The 18,695-nt window shown below is 69.0% G+C and carries 16 protein-coding genes and 1 tRNA gene; 8 read left to right on the top strand and 9 right to left on the bottom strand.

Going from position 1 to position 18,695, the window contains the following annotated elements; genetic code table 11:
- Positions 1–52 precede the first annotated feature (52 nt).
- On the bottom strand, positions 53–514 hold the full coding sequence (locus tag DJ75_RS07405) for a DUF5793 family protein (protein ID WP_094523876.1): 462 nt from the start codon (positions 512–514) through the stop codon (positions 53–55).
- Positions 515–676: 162 nt separating this feature from the next.
- Between DJ75_RS07405 and DJ75_RS07400 the strand changes: the two genes are divergently transcribed.
- The 4 genes from DJ75_RS07400 to DJ75_RS07385 all read left to right on the top strand — a co-directional run bounded on the left by DJ75_RS07400 (position 677) and on the right by DJ75_RS07385 (position 7,945).
- Positions 677–2,464 carry a type II/IV secretion system ATPase subunit gene (locus tag DJ75_RS07400; RefSeq protein WP_094523875.1) on the top strand — a complete coding sequence of 596 codons (1,788 nt, stop codon included), beginning with the start codon at positions 677–679 and terminating at the stop codon, positions 2,462–2,464.
- Positions 2,461–4,698 carry a type II secretion system F family protein gene (locus DJ75_RS07395; protein ID WP_094523874.1) on the top strand — a complete coding sequence of 746 codons (2,238 nt, stop codon included), beginning with the start codon at positions 2,461–2,463 and terminating at the stop codon, positions 4,696–4,698. Before DJ75_RS07400 ends, DJ75_RS07395 begins: the two co-directional genes overlap by 4 nt.
- A 112-nt stretch (positions 4,699–4,810) precedes the next feature.
- On the top strand, positions 4,811–5,449 hold the full coding sequence (locus tag DJ75_RS07390; RefSeq protein ID WP_094523873.1) for a class I SAM-dependent methyltransferase: 639 nt from the start codon (positions 4,811–4,813) through the stop codon (positions 5,447–5,449).
- A 60-nt stretch (positions 5,450–5,509) separates the two neighbouring features.
- The gene (locus DJ75_RS07385; RefSeq protein WP_094523872.1) at positions 5,510–7,945 is read left to right on the top strand and encodes a methyl-accepting chemotaxis protein; all 2,436 of its coding nucleotides are present in this window, start codon (positions 5,510–5,512) and stop codon (positions 7,943–7,945) included.
- Positions 7,946–7,978: 33 nt separating this feature from the next.
- Here the strand turns inward: DJ75_RS07385 and DJ75_RS07380 are convergent, their stop codons facing one another.
- The gene (locus DJ75_RS07380; RefSeq protein WP_094523871.1) at positions 7,979–8,263 is read right to left on the bottom strand and encodes a hypothetical protein; all 285 of its coding nucleotides are present in this window, start codon (positions 8,261–8,263) and stop codon (positions 7,979–7,981) included.
- Positions 8,264–8,276: 13 nt separating this feature from the next.
- The gene (locus tag DJ75_RS07375; protein ID WP_094523870.1) at positions 8,277–8,801 is read right to left on the bottom strand and encodes a DoxX family protein; all 525 of its coding nucleotides are present in this window, start codon (positions 8,799–8,801) and stop codon (positions 8,277–8,279) included.
- Positions 8,802–9,043: 242 nt separating this feature from the next.
- On the opposite strand from DJ75_RS07375, the gene DJ75_RS07370 reads away from it, so the two are divergent.
- Positions 9,044–9,114: transfer RNA gene (locus tag DJ75_RS07370), tRNA-Gly, on the top strand.
- 243 nt (positions 9,115–9,357) lie between these two features.
- Here DJ75_RS07370 and DJ75_RS07365 read toward each other — a convergent pair.
- Positions 9,358–11,112, bottom strand: a complete 1,755-nt coding sequence (locus DJ75_RS07365; RefSeq protein ID WP_094523869.1) for an alkaline phosphatase — start codon at positions 11,110–11,112, stop codon at positions 9,358–9,360.
- 251 nt (positions 11,113–11,363) lie between these two features.
- Between DJ75_RS07365 and DJ75_RS07360 the strand changes: the two genes are divergently transcribed.
- Complete coding sequence (locus DJ75_RS07360; RefSeq protein WP_094523868.1) at positions 11,364–12,431, top strand: hypothetical protein; 1,068 nt, start codon at positions 11,364–11,366, stop codon at positions 12,429–12,431.
- A gap of 313 nt (positions 12,432–12,744) precedes the next feature.
- Here DJ75_RS07360 and DJ75_RS07355 read toward each other — a convergent pair whose 3' ends face one another.
- The 4 genes from DJ75_RS07355 to DJ75_RS07340 all read right to left on the bottom strand — a co-directional run bounded on the left by DJ75_RS07355 (position 12,745) and on the right by DJ75_RS07340 (position 15,679).
- Positions 12,745–13,245: a hypothetical protein gene (locus DJ75_RS07355; protein WP_094523867.1), complete on the bottom strand. Its 501-nt coding sequence runs from the start codon at positions 13,243–13,245 to the stop codon at positions 12,745–12,747.
- A 126-nt stretch (positions 13,246–13,371) separates the two neighbouring features.
- On the bottom strand, positions 13,372–13,554 hold the full coding sequence (locus DJ75_RS07350) for a hypothetical protein (protein ID WP_094523866.1): 183 nt from the start codon (positions 13,552–13,554) through the stop codon (positions 13,372–13,374).
- Between the two features lie 146 nt (positions 13,555–13,700).
- Entirely contained in the window at positions 13,701–14,471 is a 771-nt protein-coding gene (locus DJ75_RS07345; RefSeq protein WP_094523865.1) for an SDR family NAD(P)-dependent oxidoreductase, read from the bottom strand.
- 128 nt (positions 14,472–14,599) lie between these two features.
- Positions 14,600–15,679, bottom strand: coding sequence for an NAD(P)/FAD-dependent oxidoreductase (locus DJ75_RS07340; protein ID WP_094523864.1), 1,080 nt, complete (start codon positions 15,677–15,679; stop codon positions 14,600–14,602).
- 149 nt (positions 15,680–15,828) lie between these two features.
- Between DJ75_RS07340 and DJ75_RS07335 the strand changes: the two genes are divergently transcribed.
- Positions 15,829–16,146, top strand: a complete 318-nt coding sequence (locus DJ75_RS07335; protein WP_094523863.1) for a hypothetical protein — start codon at positions 15,829–15,831, stop codon at positions 16,144–16,146.
- 40 nt (positions 16,147–16,186) lie between these two features.
- Here DJ75_RS07335 and DJ75_RS07330 read toward each other — a convergent pair whose 3' ends face one another.
- A complete protein-coding gene (locus DJ75_RS07330) occupies positions 16,187–16,858 on the bottom strand; it encodes a metallophosphoesterase (protein WP_094523862.1) in 672 nt (223 codons plus the stop codon).
- A 545-nt stretch (positions 16,859–17,403) separates the two neighbouring features.
- Between DJ75_RS07330 and coaBC the strand changes: the two genes are divergently transcribed.
- Positions 17,404–18,579 carry a bifunctional phosphopantothenoylcysteine decarboxylase/phosphopantothenate--cysteine ligase CoaBC gene (gene coaBC / locus DJ75_RS07325; RefSeq protein ID WP_094523861.1) on the top strand — a complete coding sequence of 392 codons (1,176 nt, stop codon included), beginning with the start codon at positions 17,404–17,406 and terminating at the stop codon, positions 18,577–18,579.
- Positions 18,580–18,695: the final 116 nt, after the last annotated feature.

Here is an 18,695-nt window from a genome sequence, read left to right as displayed (position 1 = left end):
ACAACGTGAGTATCTGGGCGGCCGCGGGAGAAACGAGCGGCGGGGACCGGCGCTACAGCTCCACGCCGGAGGGGATCAGGCTCTCGCTGCGGAGGAGGTTCCCCTCGTGGTCGTAGACGAGGAACGTGTCCTTGTCGTAGGAGACGAGCCGTTCGCCCTCGACGTCGATCACGACGCGGTAGCGAGCGTCCTCGTCGTCGGCCGAGTCGCGCGCGGCGTGGATGAACGGGAGGACGTCCGTCGCGGTCTCGTTGAGCTCCAGCACGAAGTCCCCGGTGTATCGGTTCGTCACGCCGACCACGCCCTCGGGGTCGGCAGTGTCGGAGAGCGGTTCTCGGAGACGGAACGCCACGTCCACCTCGGCGGCAGCGAGAAGGTCGCCCTCCGTGTCAGAGAGCCGGTCGCGTAGGAGTCCCTCCGGCCCGTGGAAATCGATCCGGACGACGGGCGTCGCCCGCTCGTCGGCGCCGTCGCCAACGCCCTCGACGGTCAGTTCGAAGTAGTCACGCCGCATTGCCTATGTTGTTGTTTGCGGTCGGTACGTATCAACGTAACGGGCGGGTTCCAGCGCGGACGGCCGAGACTGAGGCTGACGCCGGGCTCTCGCCCCCGGCCTCGCGGTTGATAATCGCTCGGTGGAATTTAAACCACCACGCCGCATACGGACCGTAACGAGATGGCGAGTGACGCTCGCGACGACGCCGGGGACCGCTTCGAGGCCCTCCGGCGGCGGCTCTCTCGAACGTGGGAGATACTGCGGGGGTCGGAACTCGATGTCCGCTCCTTCCGCCCGGGCGAGGACGGCCCGCTCGCCGACTTCACGGTGCCGGAGGGCGAGCGCGAGGTCGACCGCTACTGGGTGAACGCCCCGTACGCGTACGTCGTGATCACCTACGACGACGCCGAGAGCGAGCACCGGTACTACGCGGTCGAGCCGGACCTCGACGAGTTCGAGCGCGACCTCCTCGACCGCGTCGTCGACGACATCCGCGATCCACTGCTGTACCGCGAGGGGACCGGCAAGACCGACGAGGAGACGCTTCGGAAGGAGCTGCAGGCGTTGTTGGAGGGGTACGGCGTCGAGGCCGACATGGCGACGTTCCACGCGCTCGCGTACTACCTCTACCGTGACTTCCGTGGCTACGGGAAGGTCGACCCCCTGCTGAACGACCGCCACATCGAGGACGTCTCCTGTGACGGGTACGACCTCCCGATCTTCGTCTACCACGACGACTACACCGACATCGAGACGAACGTCTCGTTCGCGAAGGGCGAGCTCGACAACTACGTCATCCGGCTCGCCCAGCAGTCCGGGCGCCACGTCTCCGTCGGCGACCCGATCGTGGAGACGACGCTGCCGGACGGCTCCCGCGCCGAGCTCGCGCTCGGCGAGGAGGTGACCCCCCGCGGCTCCGCGTTCACGATCCGCCAGTACGCCGAGGACCCGTTCACGCCGATCGACCTCGTGGAGTACGGCACCTTCTCGGTCGAGCAGATGGCGTACTTCTGGCTCTGTATCGAGCACAACAAGAGCCTCATCTTCGCCGGCGGCACCGCCTCGGGGAAGACAACCTCGATGAACGCGGTGTCGATGTTCGTCCCGCCGCGCGCGAAGGTGCTCACCATCGAGGACACCCGCGAGCTCTCCTTGTACCACGACAACTGGCTCTCCTCGGTCACCCGCGAGCGCCGCTACGAGGGGACCGACATCGACATGTACGACCTGCTCCGGTCCGCGCTGCGCCACCGCCCCGAGTACATCGTCGTCGGCGAGGTGCGCGGCGACGAGGCGATCACGCTGTTCCAGGCGATGAACACGGGTCACACCACCTTCTCGACGATGCACGCCGACTCGATCGAGACGGTGATAAACCGGCTGGAGAACGAGCCGATCAACGTGCCGCGCGCGATGGTGCAGTCCCTCGACATGCTCTCGATCCAGACGCTGACCCGCTCGGGCGACCAGCGGGTCCGCCGCGCGAAGACGATCGGCGAGATCGGGGGCATCGACCAGCGGACCGGCGAGCTCGACTACTCCTCCGCGTTCGAGTGGGACGCCGAGACCGACGAGTTCCGCCGCAACGACTCGTCGCTCATGGACGAGATCGCCGACGAGCGCGGCTGGTCACGCTCCGAGCTGCTCCGCGAGATCCGGCGCCGCGAGCGCTTCCTAGAGCTGCTCCGCGCGCTCGGCATCACGGACTACCGGACGTTCACGGCCCTCGTCAACGAGTACTACGCCGACCCCGACCGCGTGATGAACCGGCTAACGGAGCGGGCGGCGGACGCCGAGGGCGCCGCCGTGCCGGACGAGGCGACCGCGCCGGACGACGGGCGGGGGCCGGCCGATACGACTACGCCGGACGACGGGCGGGGGCCGGCCGATACGACTACGCCGGACGACGGGCGTGGGCCGGCCGGGGACGAGACGGAGTCGCCCGGAGTCGGAGACCCGCCGCGATGATCGCTTCGCTCCCGCTGTTCGCCGCGCTCGGACTTTGTTTGGCGCTGCTGTTACCGGTCGTCTCCCGCCGCGTCGACCTGTTGGTCACTCGGGTCGCGCTGTCGCTGTTCGGCGACTATGTCGCGGAGGACGGCCCCCGGCGACGGCGCCAGCGCGACCTGTTGCACGCCGCCCACGTCGCCGGGACCCACCGGGCGTACGCCTCTCGGACGCTGCTGTACGCCGGCGCGCTCGGCGTCGCGGGGAGCGTGCTCGGGGTGTACGCGGCCGCCGCGCTCCTCTCCGCGCTCGACGTCGGCGCGGAGGCGATCCGCGCGGCGCTGCCGGGGTCGCTCTCCTTCCTCGCCGGCGTCGCGGGGCTGGCGACGCTCGATCTCCCGGGGCTGTTCCTCTTGCTCACCTTCGCCTCGGCGACGCTCGGCTCCGCGCTCGCGGCCGGCACCTACTACGGGCGGTGGGAGCTGCTGAGCCAACGGGCGCACGCCCGAGCCGCCGAGATCGACGCCACTCTCCCGCGGACGGTCGCGTTCATGTACGCGCTCTCGCGGTCGGGGATGGCGTTCCCGCGTGTGATGGACACGCTCGCGGAGAACGAGGCGGTGTACGGCGAGGCGGCCACGGAGCTGTCGGTCGCCGTCCGCGACATGAACGCGTTCGGTACCGACGCCCTGACCGCGCTCCAGCGCACCGCGCGCCGGACGCCGAGCGACGACCTGGCCGACTTCTCTGAGAACCTCGCCTCGGTCCTCGGCACCGGACAGTCGATCTCGGCGTTCCTCGCGGACCAGTACGAGCTGTACCAGGCGGAGGCCGAGTCGAAACAGGAGCGCTACCTTGAGCTGCTGTCGACGTTCGCGGAGGCGTACGTCACGGCCCTCGTCGCCGGGCCGCTCTTCTTCATCACCATCCTCGTCGTCATCGGCCTCGTGCTGGAGGACACGCTCCCGCTGCTCCGCGTCGTCGTCTACCTCGGCGTCCCGCTGGCGACGTTCGGGTTCGTCGTCTACGTCGACAGCGTGACGCAGGGGGTAGGCGGAACGGAGAGCGTCGACCTCTCGGAGCCGGCCGACGACAGCGCGACCGGCGTGACCGGCGACATCGGGGGCGGCGAAACCGCTCCCGGCGGTCAGAGCGACGGCCGACTCACGGGGACCGACGGCGCGGGAAGCGCGGCGACGGCCGAAGCCCGATCCGACGGCGGCGTCGCCGAGGGGACCGAGAGCGACCCGGGCGGCGCCGGCGGGGTCGCGGGCGAGGCCGACCGCTGGGCCGTCAGCCGGGAGCGGCTCCGGGCGTACGACCGAGTCCGGCGACTGCGACGGTGGGCCGCGTCGCCAGTCGAGAACGCGGTCGAGGCCCCGTGGACGTCGTTCCTCCTGACCGTGCCGCTCGCGGTCCTCGGGCTGCTCGCCTTCGCCTTCCCGGTCACGCTCGGGTCGCCGACCGAGATGGTCGCGCAGATCGAGACGCCGATCGTCGTCGCGACGGCGTTGGCCCTCGCGGTGTACGCGGTCGTCTACGAGGTCCGGAAGCGGCGCGTCCGCCGGATCGAGTCGTCGGTGCCCGACTTCCTCGACCGCCTCGCGAGCGTCAACGAGGCCGGCACCTCGGTCGTCGGGAGCGTCCGGCGCGTCGCCGACTCGAACCTGGAGGAGCTGACGGCCGACCTGAAGCGCACCCGCCGCGACATCGACTGGGGCGCCGACGTGAGCACCGCGCTCCGCCGGTTGGAGCGCCGGGTCCGATCGCCGATGACCTCCCGGGCCGTGGCGCTGGTGACGAACGCGATGCACGCGAGCGGCGACATCGGGCCCGTGCTCCGGATCGCGGCCGACGAGTCGCGAGCGACGTGGTCACTCCGGCGGGAGCGCCGGCAGGTCATGCTCACGTACCTCATCGTGATCTACATCTCCTTCCTCGTCTTCCTCGGGATCATCACCGCGCTGTCCGTCTCCTTCATCCCGGCCATCGAGGAGGCCGCGATCCCGAGCGGCGGCGGGGCGGGCACCGTTCCCGGCGCGCCGAGCGGCCCGACCGGGATCACCGACGGTCTCGGCGACATCGACGCGTTCGCCTACGAGCAGCTGTTCTTCCACGCCGCGGCCGTGCAGGCCGTCTGCTCCGGGATCGTCGCCGGCCAGCTCGGCGAGGGCTCGGTCAGGGACGGGGTGAAACACGTGGTCGTCCTCCTCGCGCTGACGCTCCTCACCTTCGCCGTCATCGGCATGGTGTGACGGGACGCGCGTCGGGCAGCCCTCTCTCGCCGGGTCGTCTCCCCGCCGGACCGCCCTCTCTCGCCGGACCGCCAGTCACCGGAGCTATGTCGCTCGGCGCCGACCGACCGGCATGGAAACGGACCCGCAGTCGACGTACGACCGCATCGCCGCGCACTTCGCGAAGACCCGCGAGTACGCGTGGCCGGAGGTCGAGTCGTTCCTGGAGGGTCGGTCGGCGACGCGCGCGCTCGACGTCGGCTGCGGCAACGGCCGCCACGCGGAGCTGCTCGCCGCCCGCGCGGAGTCGGTCGTCGGTATCGACCTGAGCCGAGCGCTCCTGCGCGAGGCGGCGACGCGGGCCCGCGAGCGCGACTTCGCCGACGCGCTGGACCTCGTTCACGGCGACGCCGCCGCCCTCCCGATCGCCGACGACGCGGTCGGGCTCGCCACGTACGTCGCCACGCTCCACCACCTCTCGCCCCGCGCCGCCCGCGTTCGAAGCCTCGACGAACTCGCGCGGGTCCTCGCGCCGGGCGGGGTCGCGCTCGTGAGCGCGTGGAGCACCGCCCACGACCGCTTCGACCGGACGGAGGGGTTCGACACGACCGTCGACTGGACGCTCCCCGGCGGCGAGACGGTCCCGCGGTATTATCACGTCTACGCGCCCGACGAGTTCGACGCCGATATCGATAACAGCCGGCTCTCAGTCGTCGAATCGACCGTCTCCAGCGGGAACTGCTACGCCGTGGTCACGGGACCTCGCCCCTAATTATCACGACGGATACCGCGGGGAGAGGTTTAAAGCATCGGTGCCGCGGCCGTCGAGTCAATGAGTTCGACTCGCCTCGATCGCCTCCTCCGGCGCCTGAGTCCAGGCGCGATCACTCGGAGCTACCTCGCCAAGTTCGCGGTCGTCGTGATCCTCGTCGTCCTGGCCATCGGCGCCGTCGGCGCGGTCACCTACGCGGAGACGACGGACCGCCTGGAGGCCAACGCCCAACAGGACTACACCGCGGTCGCTGAGTTGAGCGCCACGGAGATCGACGTGTGGACCAGCGATCACCGCTCGATCGCCAGAGAGACGGCCGACAGCGACGCCTTCGGGTTCACGAGAGAGCCCGAAGAGGTGGAGAGCTATCTCACCTCGCAGCTCTCGTGGCAGCCCGACGAGATCGTCGCCTTCCACTACGTCAACCGGCAGGAAGGCACGCTGATCGCCTCGACCGACCACGAGCGCGGCACCGCGATCACCGAGACGAACTGGCTCAGCGACGGTCTCCTGATCGGCGAGGACACCTACACGTCGCCGACGTACGAGGTGGACGACGAGCGGCACGTCTCGTACGTCGCGTACACGCCGCGGCGCAACTACTTCGTCATGGAGGTGTCGCTCGCGTCGATCGTCGGAGACCTCCGGCAGCCGACCGACGGCTCGTTCACCACTATCGTCCAGTCCGACGGCGTGATCGGGGCCAGCGACCGCGAGGGGACCGTGGCCGAACCGTACGCCGACGAGGTGCGGGACGCGATGATCTCCGGCTCCGCGGTCGGTCACGTGTCGTCGGCGACCTTCGAGTTCACCGACGACGCCGAGTACTTCGTCGCGTACGCACCGGTCCCCTCGGAGGACTGGTACGTCGCCGTCCACGTCCCCCTCGCGGAGGCGTACGCGCTCTCCGGGATGATCGGCCGGAACCTGCTGCTTATCGTCGGCGTCGCGGTCGTCGGGCTCGGTCTGTTGGGCGCGACGCTCGGCCGCGGCACCGTCGCGGAGCTGAACCGACTCACTCGGAAGGCGCGGGCGCTGGAGAGCGGCGACCTCGACGTCGGATTCGACACCGAGCGCCGCGACGAGTTCGGCGACCTCTACGGCGCGTTCTCGACGATGCGCGACTCGCTCGGCGAACAGATCGAGTCGGCCGAGACGCAGAAGCGGCGGGCCGAGGACGCCAAGGCCGAGAGCGAGGCGTTCGCGGAGCGGCTGGAGTCGCGCGCGGCGGCGTTCGGCGCGACGATGGACGAGTGCGCCGACGGCGACCTCACCGCCCGACTCGACGTCGAGCCCGACGATCCGGACGCGCTCGCCGACATCGCCGACGGGTTCAACGACGCGATGGACGAGCTGGAGGGGGCCATCGCGGAGGTGGACGCCTTCGCCGGGCAGGTCGCGGCCCGGAGCGAGGCGGTCACCGACGGCGCGGACGAGGTCGCCGCCGCGGGCCGGGAGACGAGCGACGCGGTCGACGAGATCTCGGCCGGCGCGGAGCGACAGAGTCGGCGGCTCTCGGAGGTCGCCGGCGAGATGGAGGACATGTCCGCCACGGTCGAGGAGGTCGCCGCCTCCGCCGATCAGGTCGCGACCACCTCCAGAGAGGCGAACGCGGTCACCGAGGAGGGCCGCGAGGCCACGGCCGCGGCGGTCGCGGAGCTGCACGACGTCGAGGAGCGCTCGGAGTCGGCGACCGAGACGATCGAGCGCCTCGAAGCGGAGATGGCGGAGGTGGACGCGATCGTCGAGACGATCTCGGAGATCGCCGACCAGACGAACCTGCTGGCGCTGAACGCGTCGATCGAGGCGGCGCGGGCGGGCGAGGCGGGCTCCGGCTTCGCCGTCGTCGCCGAGGAGGTGAAGGCGCTCGCGGAGGAGACGCAGTCGTCCGCGGCCGAGGTCGAGGCGCTGATCGACGGGCTCCGCGAGCGCACCGACGAGAGCGTCGCGGAGATGTCGCGGATCCGCGAGGGGGTCGACGCCGGCGTCGACACGGTCGAGACCGCGGACGACGCCCTGAGCGAGGTCGCGACGCGGGTGGCCGAGGCCGACGACGGCGTCCAGGAGATCTCCGGCGCGATGGACGCGCAGGCGTCGTCGGTCAACGAGGTCACCGGTGCCGTCGACGACTTGGCCGGCGTCAGCCAGCAGACGACCGCTGAGGCGACCACGGTCGCGTCGACCGCCGAGGAGCAGGCCGCAACGCTCGGCGACGTCTCCGAGCAGGCCCACGCGCTCACCGAGCGCGCCCGGGACCTGCGCCGGATGACCGAGGGGTTCGAGGTGGACGGCGAGCGCGACGTCGGCGACGGGAAGACCGATCTCGGCGTATTCGACGACAGCGACCGCGACGCCGACAGCGACCGCGACGCCGACACCGACTTCGACTTCGGGATGACCGATTCCGGCCAGTCGGTGAGCGCCGACGGAGGGACGGACGAGGCGAGGGAGCCGGGGCTCGTCGACGGATCGTTGAACGCGAACGCAGAAGAGTAATCGCGCCGGTTACCGCGACGCTCGGCTCACGGCTCAGTCGGCCACGGTCTCGTGGCCGGCCTCCGCGTCGTCCGCGAGCGGCGTCGCGATCTTGTACGCCGCGTAGAGGCCGAGCACCGCGATGCCGGCCAGCACGACGCCCGTCCGAATCTGCGGCGAGATCAGCGGCGTCGCCACGACCTCGCCCGCCTCGTTAGTGATCGGGACGGGGCTGTAGGGCGCGCCGGCGAGGATCTCGACGATCCCCATGCCGACGAGTCCGAGCAGCATCAGTCCCGCGCTCAGCGCCATCGCCGCCTTATCGATGATGTCAGTCATTGGGTGTCACCTCTTAACCGAGCAGGTAGCGGAGTTTCGGGTGTTGCTTGACGACGTCGAGCTTCTCGATGAGCGCGTCGAGGCCGTAGTAGCGCCCGGCCGACAGCATGATCACGGTGATGAACAGCAGCAGCCCCATGAAGTCGCTGTTGACCAGCCCGTGACCGAAGCCGGCGTTGCCGACCCAGAACAGGACCATGAAGATGACCCCGCCGAAGGCGGCCAGCCGAGTGAACGCGCCCGCTATCAGCGCCAGCCCGATCAGCGTCTCGAACAGGGGCACGCCCGGCTCGATGAGCCACGCGAGGTTGCTCCCCATCCAGACGGGGATGCCGCCCAACACGGTGTCGGTCATTTCCTGCATGTACATCGGGCCGTAGGTGTATGACAGCCCGTCCTCGATGAGTTTCGTGACGCCGGCGTGGAAGAACCACCATCCGGTCACCACGCGTAGGAAGGCGATCCAGTACGCCGCCCACGGACCGTCAAGCGCGAACTCGACCTCGTCGACCAGTGGATTTCCTGATTGGTATGACATCGTGCTCACCTCACGGATGAACGTTGAGTGGCAGCCCGTATATTCCCCCAACCGGCTTCTAACTCCCTGAAAAGCGTTCTAAGCGTACGGGAACGGCCCGCGATATTGTGGTGTTTTAAGTACTATCTGCCGCTCGGAACCACATCGGGCCCCGAGATATCCGTCCGGCGTCGGGAACACGGAACGTTTATTGGATTCGTTCGGCCTACGTCTACACGCGTCAGCGACGGACGCACCCACGCGCGCCGGTGGTCTAGTGGTAGGACCTGAGCCTTCCAAGCTCATGGCCCGGGTTCAAATCCCGGCCGGCGCATTTCTCGAACGAAGTGAGAGAAATCGCCGAGAGGGATTTGAACCCTGGAAGTCGCAGCCCGCGCAGCGAACGAAGTGAGCGAGCAGGACCGTCTTCCTCTGGTTCATAATCCCGGCCGGCGCACTCCCTTCGGTCGTGCGCCGCCCGTACCCTCGCTCGCTCACGCTGTTCGCTCGCGAGGGTCCCGGCCGGCGCATTTCTCGAACGAAGTGAGAGAAATCGCCGAAAGGGGTTTGAACCCTATCAGTCGGGGTTGCTTCGCTCAGTACCGATCGCATCGCCGTCAGGACCTGGACCCGCTTCACGACGTTCGTGAATCGTATACTCGCCCGCCGGGACGGAAACGCGATAGGCCGACCGGCACTCGCTGGTCGCCGAATCGTCCGTCTTGTCCACCCAGTACACGTCCCATCGACAGGACTCGCGCGAGAACGTGATGACGGAAAACCCCCAGTGGGAGCCGTCGGAGAGCGCGAACTCCGGGAGGAATCCGGTAGCGGACAGGTAGTCGGCCGCCCGCGACGTCGACACGCTCCTGACGAGCCACGAGACGAACCGTCCGAACTCGCGTCCCAGTCCGACCCGCTGCCCGATCTCGGTGGCTCTTTCGCGGGGATTGACGCTCGTCACGCTCGGCGTCATGAACTCGACGCCGACCGGCGTGTCGCCCTGTCGTTCGTTCCGGAGGCGAGCGGCCAGCGTCATGTGCATGTCCCCGGTCAGCGTCACGACGTTCGTGTCACCCCGTTCTCGGACCGCCGTGAGGGTGTCGACGATCTCCCGTCGTTCGGACTCGAACCCGCTCCAGGCGTCTTCCCAGAAGATGAACCCCTTGCCCAGGAAGTAGAGTCGTTTGAACAGCACCGCGTTGGCCCACGCCGTCCACACCGTCTCGCTCTCGCGGAAGGTCTCGCGCAGCCACCCGCGCTGGGCCTCCCCGAGCATCGTCCGCGAGGTGTCCGGCTCGGACCACGGGTCGAGCAGCTCCGCCGGCCACGACCGCGGTTCGCTTCTGAAAAGCCGCTCGTCCGTCAGCGCGAGCGTGACGAGGTCGCCGAACCGCAGGCTCCGATACAGGTCGAACGACTCGTGAAGGCGGTCCGCGCTCGGGTCGTACTCGATGCGTCCGGGGACGAACTCCCACCACGCTTGGATCCCGACGGCGGTGAGGTACCGCGTGAACTCCGGGACGTCGCCGCACGGGTGGTCGGGGAACACCGGTGCGCCGGCGTCGTAGTCCCAGTACCGGTCGTTGGCGATGGCGTGATCGTCCCACGTCTGAATCACGGTGTGGCGCTCGTGAAGTCGCTGGAGGTGGCGATCGGTCTTGTACGTCTCGTAGATGCGCCGGAAGTCGTCGAGACTCATCGGGCGCGTGCCGCTGTCCGGGAGCTCGATCCGTCGGTCCGGGTACGGGCCACCGACGCCCCCCGGGTCGCCCTCGGCGACGTGTTCGTAGATGTAGTCGCCGAGATGCAACACGAAGTCGACGTCCGTCTCCGCGAGCCGCGCCATCGCGCCGAAGTAGCCGTTCTGGTAGTCCTGACAGTTCAGCACTCCGAACCGAACTGACTCGGGTTCGCCGTCCTCGGCCGGCAGCGTCCGACACCGACCGGTGTTGCTCCGTACTCCGCGGTAGACGAACCGATAGTAATAGACCGAGTCCGCGTCGACGGCGTCGTGATCGAGGTCGACGCGAACGGTGTAGTTGTCGGGCGGTTTGACCCCCGGGCCGTCGAACTCGAATACCCTGGGGTCGTCTTCGAAAGACGGGTCAGTCGCGACCTCGAGGAACAACGATTCCGACGGGTCGTATTTCTCGGGATTGATTCGAGTCCAGAGGATGACCGACTCCGGGGTCGGACCACCGCTGGCTACCGACTGGGGGAACACGTCGGCGGGTTCGGCCTCCGTCAGACCGTCGTCGTCCTCGGGTGTGCTCTCGAGTTCGGTGAGCTCGGCCGCCCTGACGGGCTGCCGAATCGTAACGTTCGACATATCGTGTTGTGAGCCGGTCTGGTTGCTCGTCCGCTGACACTAACATTTGTTACCAATAACCTCATATCATTAATTTGTAACCCCTCTTCACAATCGCTGGCCACGTTTCTACGACACTGGGCCGCACGTCGATACGAGTCGAAGCAGCGTCCATCCGCAGCATACCACCGGCTACCGCCGATGGTCGCTTCGTCAATTCATTCATGTTTTCGAGAAGAAATTTGTTATGTTATTACGTAACATGTTAGCATATGGCAACCTATACTGAGGGGAACGGCGCGACCGAGAGCGAGGAGAGCGGACCAGTCGATCAGGACGTCGAAGAGGCGGGCAAACTGAGGAAGGTCGAGGCGTACGCGAACACGTGGTACAGTGTATCCGTCGGACAAGCGATCGTCGTGAGCGGCGTCCTCCTCACGCTTTCGGCCGTCGCTGCCTCAATAGAGAGCCTGAACTTGATCGCGGAGGGTGTCGGCGTTCCGTTCGACGTGTACCTGTACGGATTCTTCGGAGCGATGGCCAGGTCCCTCCTCGCTTTCGTCACCGACGTCGACCCGGACACGGACGACGTGGCGTACGTTCACCGGTCGTGGATCCAAGTCGTGCGCTTGGGACTCCGTCCGGTTGGGGCGCTCTGTCTGGCCGCGGGGATCTATCTCGCTCACGGCGCGGTGGACGACGCACTCTCCTTTACTCTCGCTTCACCGGACGCGATATTCGCCGGGCTCGCTTTCGTTGCGGGCTTCTACGTGGAGCGCGTTTATCAGGTCCTCGGGACGGTCGCCAAACAGTTGCTTAGCTTGACCGAGGAAAGCAACGGCGAGTCGGCAGCGACAACGGACGATGAACCGTTCAGTATCCTCCCCGCGGGAAGACGACCCGACGAACCCCGTTGGTACCGCGACCGTCGAAGTCTCCTGTTGTTCGGACTCGGACTGGTGCTGCTCGCTATCGGCGTCGTCACATCGCTCGGCGAGAACGTACTCCCGTTCGTGGGGCCGGTCGCGGAGCCGGTTCCGTCGTACGTCTACCTGTACGCGTTGCTGGGGTCGCTGGGCTACCTCTTCACGACGCTGTTCAGAGAGTTCGACAGGAGTCTCCTCTCCCTCCTGCAGAATGGCATCCGCGTGCCCGCGGCGCTGTTGCTGGCAGCGGGTCTCTACATGTTCTCGTTCCTCTTCACCGACAGCGCTACGACGGCCACCGGACTCATTTCCGGCCTCGCGTTCTTAGTCGGACTCTACGTGAACGTGGCGCTCGTCACCTTGGATACGATCGCTTCGCGGGTGTTGTCGAAATTCAGCGACGAGTCGACGTGAGCGCCGGGTACGGCGAGCGTCATCGACATCCGGGGAAAGTGAGGGTGAACTACACGGTCGGCGACCTCTCGCGCTGACGACAGCCCGCGGCGGTCCGCGTACACGGGTCGGGTGACCGCCTCATCCGACCCCCGTGGCGATTAATGCGTTCGGATTTCCGGGGCCGTAACGGACGCACCCTCGCTGCTGTCGACCCGACGAACCGAGCGGGCTCGCCGCTCTCGGACGCGTCAGGACGCTCGTCTTGCGCGCGGGCGCATATCTCTCGATCGATTCCCTCGCATCGTCTCGAGGGACGACGCCGTCGAACCGCTCACTCGCCGGTCGCCCGTCGAGTTTCCGCGACGTAGACGCCTCCACCGATCGCGGCGGCGAGCCCGACGACGGCGTAGTGGTAGCGAAACGCGAGTCGGAGCGACCGCTGCGACAGGGTAAAGCCGCCGAAAGCGGCCGCGGCGAGCCGGTCGCCGACCGCCGGGACGGCCAGCAACGCTTCGAGCGTCCGCTGACCCGTGTAGAACGCGAGCTGATTCCACGGGAGCAACAGCCCGGACACGACGTACACCGCGACGAGCGGCGCCGCCAGCAGGCCACCGATCGCGTAGATCGGTCTGTACGCGAGGCCGAGCCCCACGGCGAGCGGCACCGTCAGGGCCGCGGCGACCGCGAGGATCACTCGAACCGCCTCTACCGTTCCGCCGGACGCCGGGACCAGCAGGAGCAGCACGTCGAGACACAGGATCGCGCCGACGAGTCCGGCGAGCGACCGCCCCGCCCACCGGAGGGAACCGCTGCGCTCGGAGGACCACTGCATGTCTCGATGTCGGACCGCGATCGGCCTATACGTTGTGTTCCGCGACCCGCCGGTGTCTACGCGACCTGCCGATGTCTACGCGACCCGCCGATGTCTACGCGACCCGCCGATGTCTACGCGACCCGCTCAGTCAGTCCTGAAGATCCGATAGGCGCTCCCGAGCCCGAGGAGGAGCCACGCGGTCCCGAACAGCCGCCGCCCGTCGACTAGGGCGACGCCGCCGATGACGAACCACCCGGCGGCGATCAGCACCCAGAGGGTCTGTTCCGTGGAGAGCAGCGGCCCGGACAGCGGGGAGGTGGCGCTCATCACTTCCGCGTTGGACCCTCCCGGACAAGAGTTTGATCCCGTCGACGGCCGCCGGACGAGAGCCGCTCAGACGCGCGGTCAGGCGGCGTTCGAGCGGGGTAGAGGCCCGCCGACCGCGCGTCGACCCGGCGCCGCTCGGGCGCGGATCACAGACTCGCTCCGCCGTCGACCCAGACCGTCTCGCCGGTCACGTAGCTCGCCCCGTCGGAGGCGAGGTAGAGGTACGCGTCACGCAGGTCCGCGGGCGTGCCGGCGCGGGACGGGAGGCCGCCGGATCCGTCGATGTCGCGCGCCTCGTCGGCCCAGCCCTCCCGGATCTCGGTGGCGATCGGCCCCGGCGCGACCGCGTTCACCCTGATCCCGTAGCCGTCGAGTTCGAGCGCCGCGCTTCGGGTGAGCATCTGTATGCCGCCCTTCGTCGCCGCGTAGTGCGAGTGATCGCGCTCCGCGCGCTCGGCCGTCGTCGACGACGTGTTCACGATCGTTCCCTCGGCGCCGCGATTGATCATGTCCCGTGCCGCCAGTTGCGTGCCGAAGAACGCGCCCTTGAGATTGACGCCGTGGACGAAATCGAAGTCTTCCGGGGTGACGTCGAGGAACTCGCGGCTGCGGTGGACGCCGGCGTTGTTCACCATCACGTCGACCCCGCCGAACTCGCGGGCCGCCTCGACCACCGTCTCGATCTGGGCGGGGTCGGAGACGTCGGTCTCGACGAACGTCGCGATCCCGCCGCGCTCCTCGATGGCCTCGTGCGTCGGCGTCTCGGCGCCGACGTCCTTCGGATCCTTCCGGACGTCGGCGTTGATCACGGTCGCGCCCGCGTCGCCGAACGCGGTCGCGACCGCGCGGCCGATGCCGCTCGATCCGCCCGTGACCACGACCGTCTCGTCGGCGAAGTCCGCGTCGATAGTTCCCATACTGGCCGTCCGGTGCTGCGGATCAAAAAGGATCGGTATCGCGGGATCCCGAGCGACGACTCTTCACGGGAACCTCCGAGGAGCCACGGGAGCCTCGGGGACCCCCGGGGAGCCCCGGCCGAACCGACTCAGTCGTCGTCGGCCGCGGTCGCCTCGGGCTCGACCTCGCGGCCCGGGTCCTCGCGCGGGCCGCCGGCGTGTCCCTCGTGGGCGACCGCGGTCGCCATGAGGTCGGGGGAGATGGCGGGTACCTCGTCGGCGTCGACGGGGCCGTCGCGGGCGATCTCCTCCGTCGAGCGCGGGAACTCGCGGAGCTCCTTGTGGAGCGCGATCCCGGCCTTCGCGCCCTGTCCCATCGCGACGGGGACCTGATTGTGACCGGGCGTCACGTCGCCGACCGCGTAGACGCCGTCGACGCTCGTGCGGCCGTGGTCGTCGACGTCGACCTCGCCGCCATCCGTGAGGTCACAGCCGAGTCCCTCCGCGAGCGCGGTGTTGTAGTCGGAGCCGTACATCGGGAAGCCGCCGCGGTACTCGCGGCGGGTCCCGTCCTCGAACTCCATCGCCTCCAGCCAGCCGGAGTCGGGGTCGTTCTCGACGCCGGCGACGTCCTCGTGGACGACGTCAACCGGGTGGGCCTCCAGTCGGGCCGCCGTCTCCTCGCTCCACGTCGGCTCCGCGCCGCGGGTCAGGAGGTCCACGTCGTCGGTCACGTTCAGCATGATCATCGCGACGTGGGCCGCCGCCTCGCCGTGGCCCATCACGTACACCGGCTCGTCGACGAACATGTACGCGTCGCAGTGGAGACACCAGTGGAGCCCCTTCGCGTTCCGCGGGAGCGGCGGGTCGGGGCGCTCGTCGGAGAACCCGGTCGCGAGGACGACGCGGTCCGCGACGATCTCGGCGTCGCTCGTCGTCAGCCGGAAGCGGCCGTCGTCGGTCTCGACCGCGTCGGTGACGAAGCCGCGCTCGAAGGTGCCGCCGTACGACTGGACCTGCTCGCGGCCGGTCGCGAGGAGTTCGTTGCCGGAGGTCTCCTCGGTGATCCCGATCACGTTGTGGGTGTCCGCCATCATCGCCGCGCGGCCGCCGCCCCTGTCGATGAGCACCGTCTCGTGGCCCAGTCGGGCCCCGTACAGCGCGGTCGTCAGCCCGGCCGGCCCGCCGCCGACCACAGCGATCTCGTACTCGTCGTCGGACGAACTCATTACCGGTAGTAGGCGACGCGTCGGTTTAAATGGCGTCGTGCTGTGCGCGGTCCGCGGCCAGCCCGGTAGGCATCGCTTACCCGGTTCGAGTCGCCCGAATACGCGGGACCCCCGGAAGCTTATTATGGTCCGTCGCCTCCGGTGTGCCAGTGCCATCGCGACTCGCCGCCGCTCTCGTCCTCCTCGCCGTCGGAGTCGCCGCCGACGTGGCGTCCACGTACGTCGCGATCGGCGGCGGCCAGTACGTCGAGGGCTCCCCGGTCGGCGCCGCCCTCATCGCCGCCTTCGGACTCGTTCCCGGGATGCTCCTCACCAAGGCCGCGGGGATGGTCGTCATCGGGATCCCCGTCGCGGTCGCGGGCGGGACCCGGCGGCTCGTCGCGACGCTGATGTGCGCCGGCGTCGGTCTCCTCTCGCTCGCGACCGCCGCGCGGAACGTCCTGCTCCTTGTCGGGCTCTGGCCGTGACGCGGGGCGATCCCTCCGGGGCGGCCGGCCCGTCCGGACCTCACTTCCCCTGATACAGTCGCTCGGCGGTGCGCTCCGGGAGCCCGGCGTCGGCGATCGCCTCGCTCACGCGGTCGACGTCGTACGGGACCCGTTCGAGCGTGACGTCGTCCGTCGCCGCGTCAAGCACGGCGTACCCGGCGGCCGGGTCGCCGTCGCGCGGCTGGCCGACGCTGCCTGGATTGACGACGACGCCGCCGGCGACCGACCGCTTCCCCTGCACGTGCGTGTGCCCGAGGACGATCCCGTCGTAGTCGCCCATGTGGCGGTCCAGGTTCGGGAACTCCTCGGGGTAGACGTAGGCGTCCTCGCGCCCGGCCGCCGGGTGCGAGTGGACCAGCAGGTACCGCCCGCCCGCGAACGTCTCGGCGCGCGGGAGCCCGTCGAGCCACGCGAGCTGGTCGTCGGAGAGCGTCGCTTTCGCGTGTTCGAGCCCGGCCTCGGCCATGCGGTTCGCGCGGTACCGCTCCGGGGACTCGACGGTGCGGTCGTGGTTCCCCCTGACCGTCATCGCCGCGACTTCGCGCACGCGCTCGACGCACTCGGCCGGCCACGGGTTGTACCCGATCACGTCGCCGGCGCAGACGATCCGGTCGACCGCGGGCATGTCGTCGAGGACCGCTTCGAGCGCCGGGAGGTTCGCGTGGACGTCCGAGATGAGCCCCACCTTCATCGAGTCGACGTACGGGAGCGACGCCGGAATAGGTTCGGTCTGTACGAGGCGTGAAAAGGTGTTGAGCGAGGGAGCGTCTGAGATGTCGATCGGTTATACGTTGTCGACGACGGATCGGCGGTGGACGCCTCCGGAGCTCCGACCGCTCGCTTATAAATCGTTAATAACGGATCGACGGAGAACACCTCCAAAGCCCCAGCCGAGAGGCGGGCGCACGCTCGCTGTGCTCCTCACTCGGTCGCTCACTTCGTTCGCTCCCTCGTTGCGGTGCTTACGTCGCCTGCGCCCGCCTCTCGGCTGCCCCTTTGAGTCCCTCCCCGCACCGCACAGCACCGCACCTCACGCCTCCCCAGCCTCGCGGTTCGCGCTCTTCGAGCGCTCACCGCCCCCTCGCGCGCGCTTCTCGCGCCAAGAGGGCGCTCGAAGGCGCGCGCCACCGCAGGTCGATTTATAAACGACCCTCGCGGAGACGCGTCGAGAAGGTGTCGCCGTCACCCTTCCGCAACGGCATCTTATAAGCCGCCGGGGGCGGAACGGTCTCGGTAATGCTACAGGGGGTCAACGTCGCGCTCGGCGTCTCGGGGAGCATCGCGGCGGTGAAGGTCGTCGAACTCGCTCACGAGCTGCGCCGGCAGGGCGCGAGCGTGCGCGCCGTCATGTCCCCGGCGGCGACGAACATCGTCCACCCGTGGGCGGTCGACTTCGCGACCGACGAGCCCGTCGTCACCGAGATCACCGGCGACGTCGAACACGTGGAGCTGTGCGGCCGCGACGGGTGGGCCGACGTGCTCCTGCTCGCGCCCGCGACCGCCAACACCGCCGGGAAGGTCGCGGCCGCGATCGACGACACGCCCGTGACGACCTGCGCGACGACCGCGCTCGGCGCGGACGTGCCGGTCGTGATGGCGCCGGCGATGCACGAGCCGATGTACGACCACCCGGGCGTGCTGGAGGCGCTCGACCGCCTGGAGGCGTGGGACGTGACGTTCGCGGACCCCCGGATCGAGGAGGGGAAGGCGAAGGTCGCCGACGAGGCGGAGATCGTCACCGAGGTCGCCCGCGCGACGACCCCGGACTCGCTTTCGGGCGCGCACGTGGTCGTGACCGCCGGGGCGACGAAGGAGCGTATCGACCCGATCCGGATCCTGACGAACCGGGCGTCGGGGAAGACGGGGCGGGCGGTCGCCCGTGCGCTCTACGTCCGCGGCGCGAAGGTGACGCTCGTGCAGGACGGCCCGGACGTCCCCTACGCCGACGTCGTCGCCGTCGAGACCGCCGACGAGATGATGCGGGCGTGCCGACAGACGGCGGCCACGGCGGACGCGCTGGTCTCGGCGGCGGCCATCTCCGACTTCACCGCCGACGCGGTCGACCAGAAGATCCGGTCTGGGTCGCCGCTCTCCGTGGACCTCCGGCCGACGCCGAAGCTCATCGACTCGGTGCGGGAGGCGTACCCCGACCTACCGATCGTCGGGTTCAAGGCCGAGACGTCGGGCGACGACGCGGCGATGATCGCGGAGGCAGAGCGGATCCGCGACCGCGTCGACCTCGCGTTCGTGGTCGCCAACGACGCGGGCGTGATGGGCGACGACGAGACGCGGGTCCTCCTCGTCGGCGGCGAGGGGACGGAGCCGGAGGCGGCGGTCGGCTCGAAAGACGACGTGGCCGGGCGGATCGCCGACCGACTCTCGGTCGCGCTCGGGCGGCGTTCGAACGCGTAACGGCCGCGCTCGGCCGTGACATCGCCGACGGCGGAGCCGGCAATTCGTTCGATATCGGCTGGGATACAAACTGTTTTGAGGCGGTAGGGAAAGGATCCCGATAGAGATTCCCATGT

The sequence above is a fragment of the Halorubrum sp. Eb13 genome (assembly GCF_002252895.1).
Lineage (GTDB): Archaea > Halobacteriota > Halobacteria > Halobacteriales > Haloferacaceae > Halorubrum.
The sequence above is the reverse complement of the archived record's forward strand: the minus strand, read 5'-3'. Positions and strand labels throughout refer to the sequence as shown.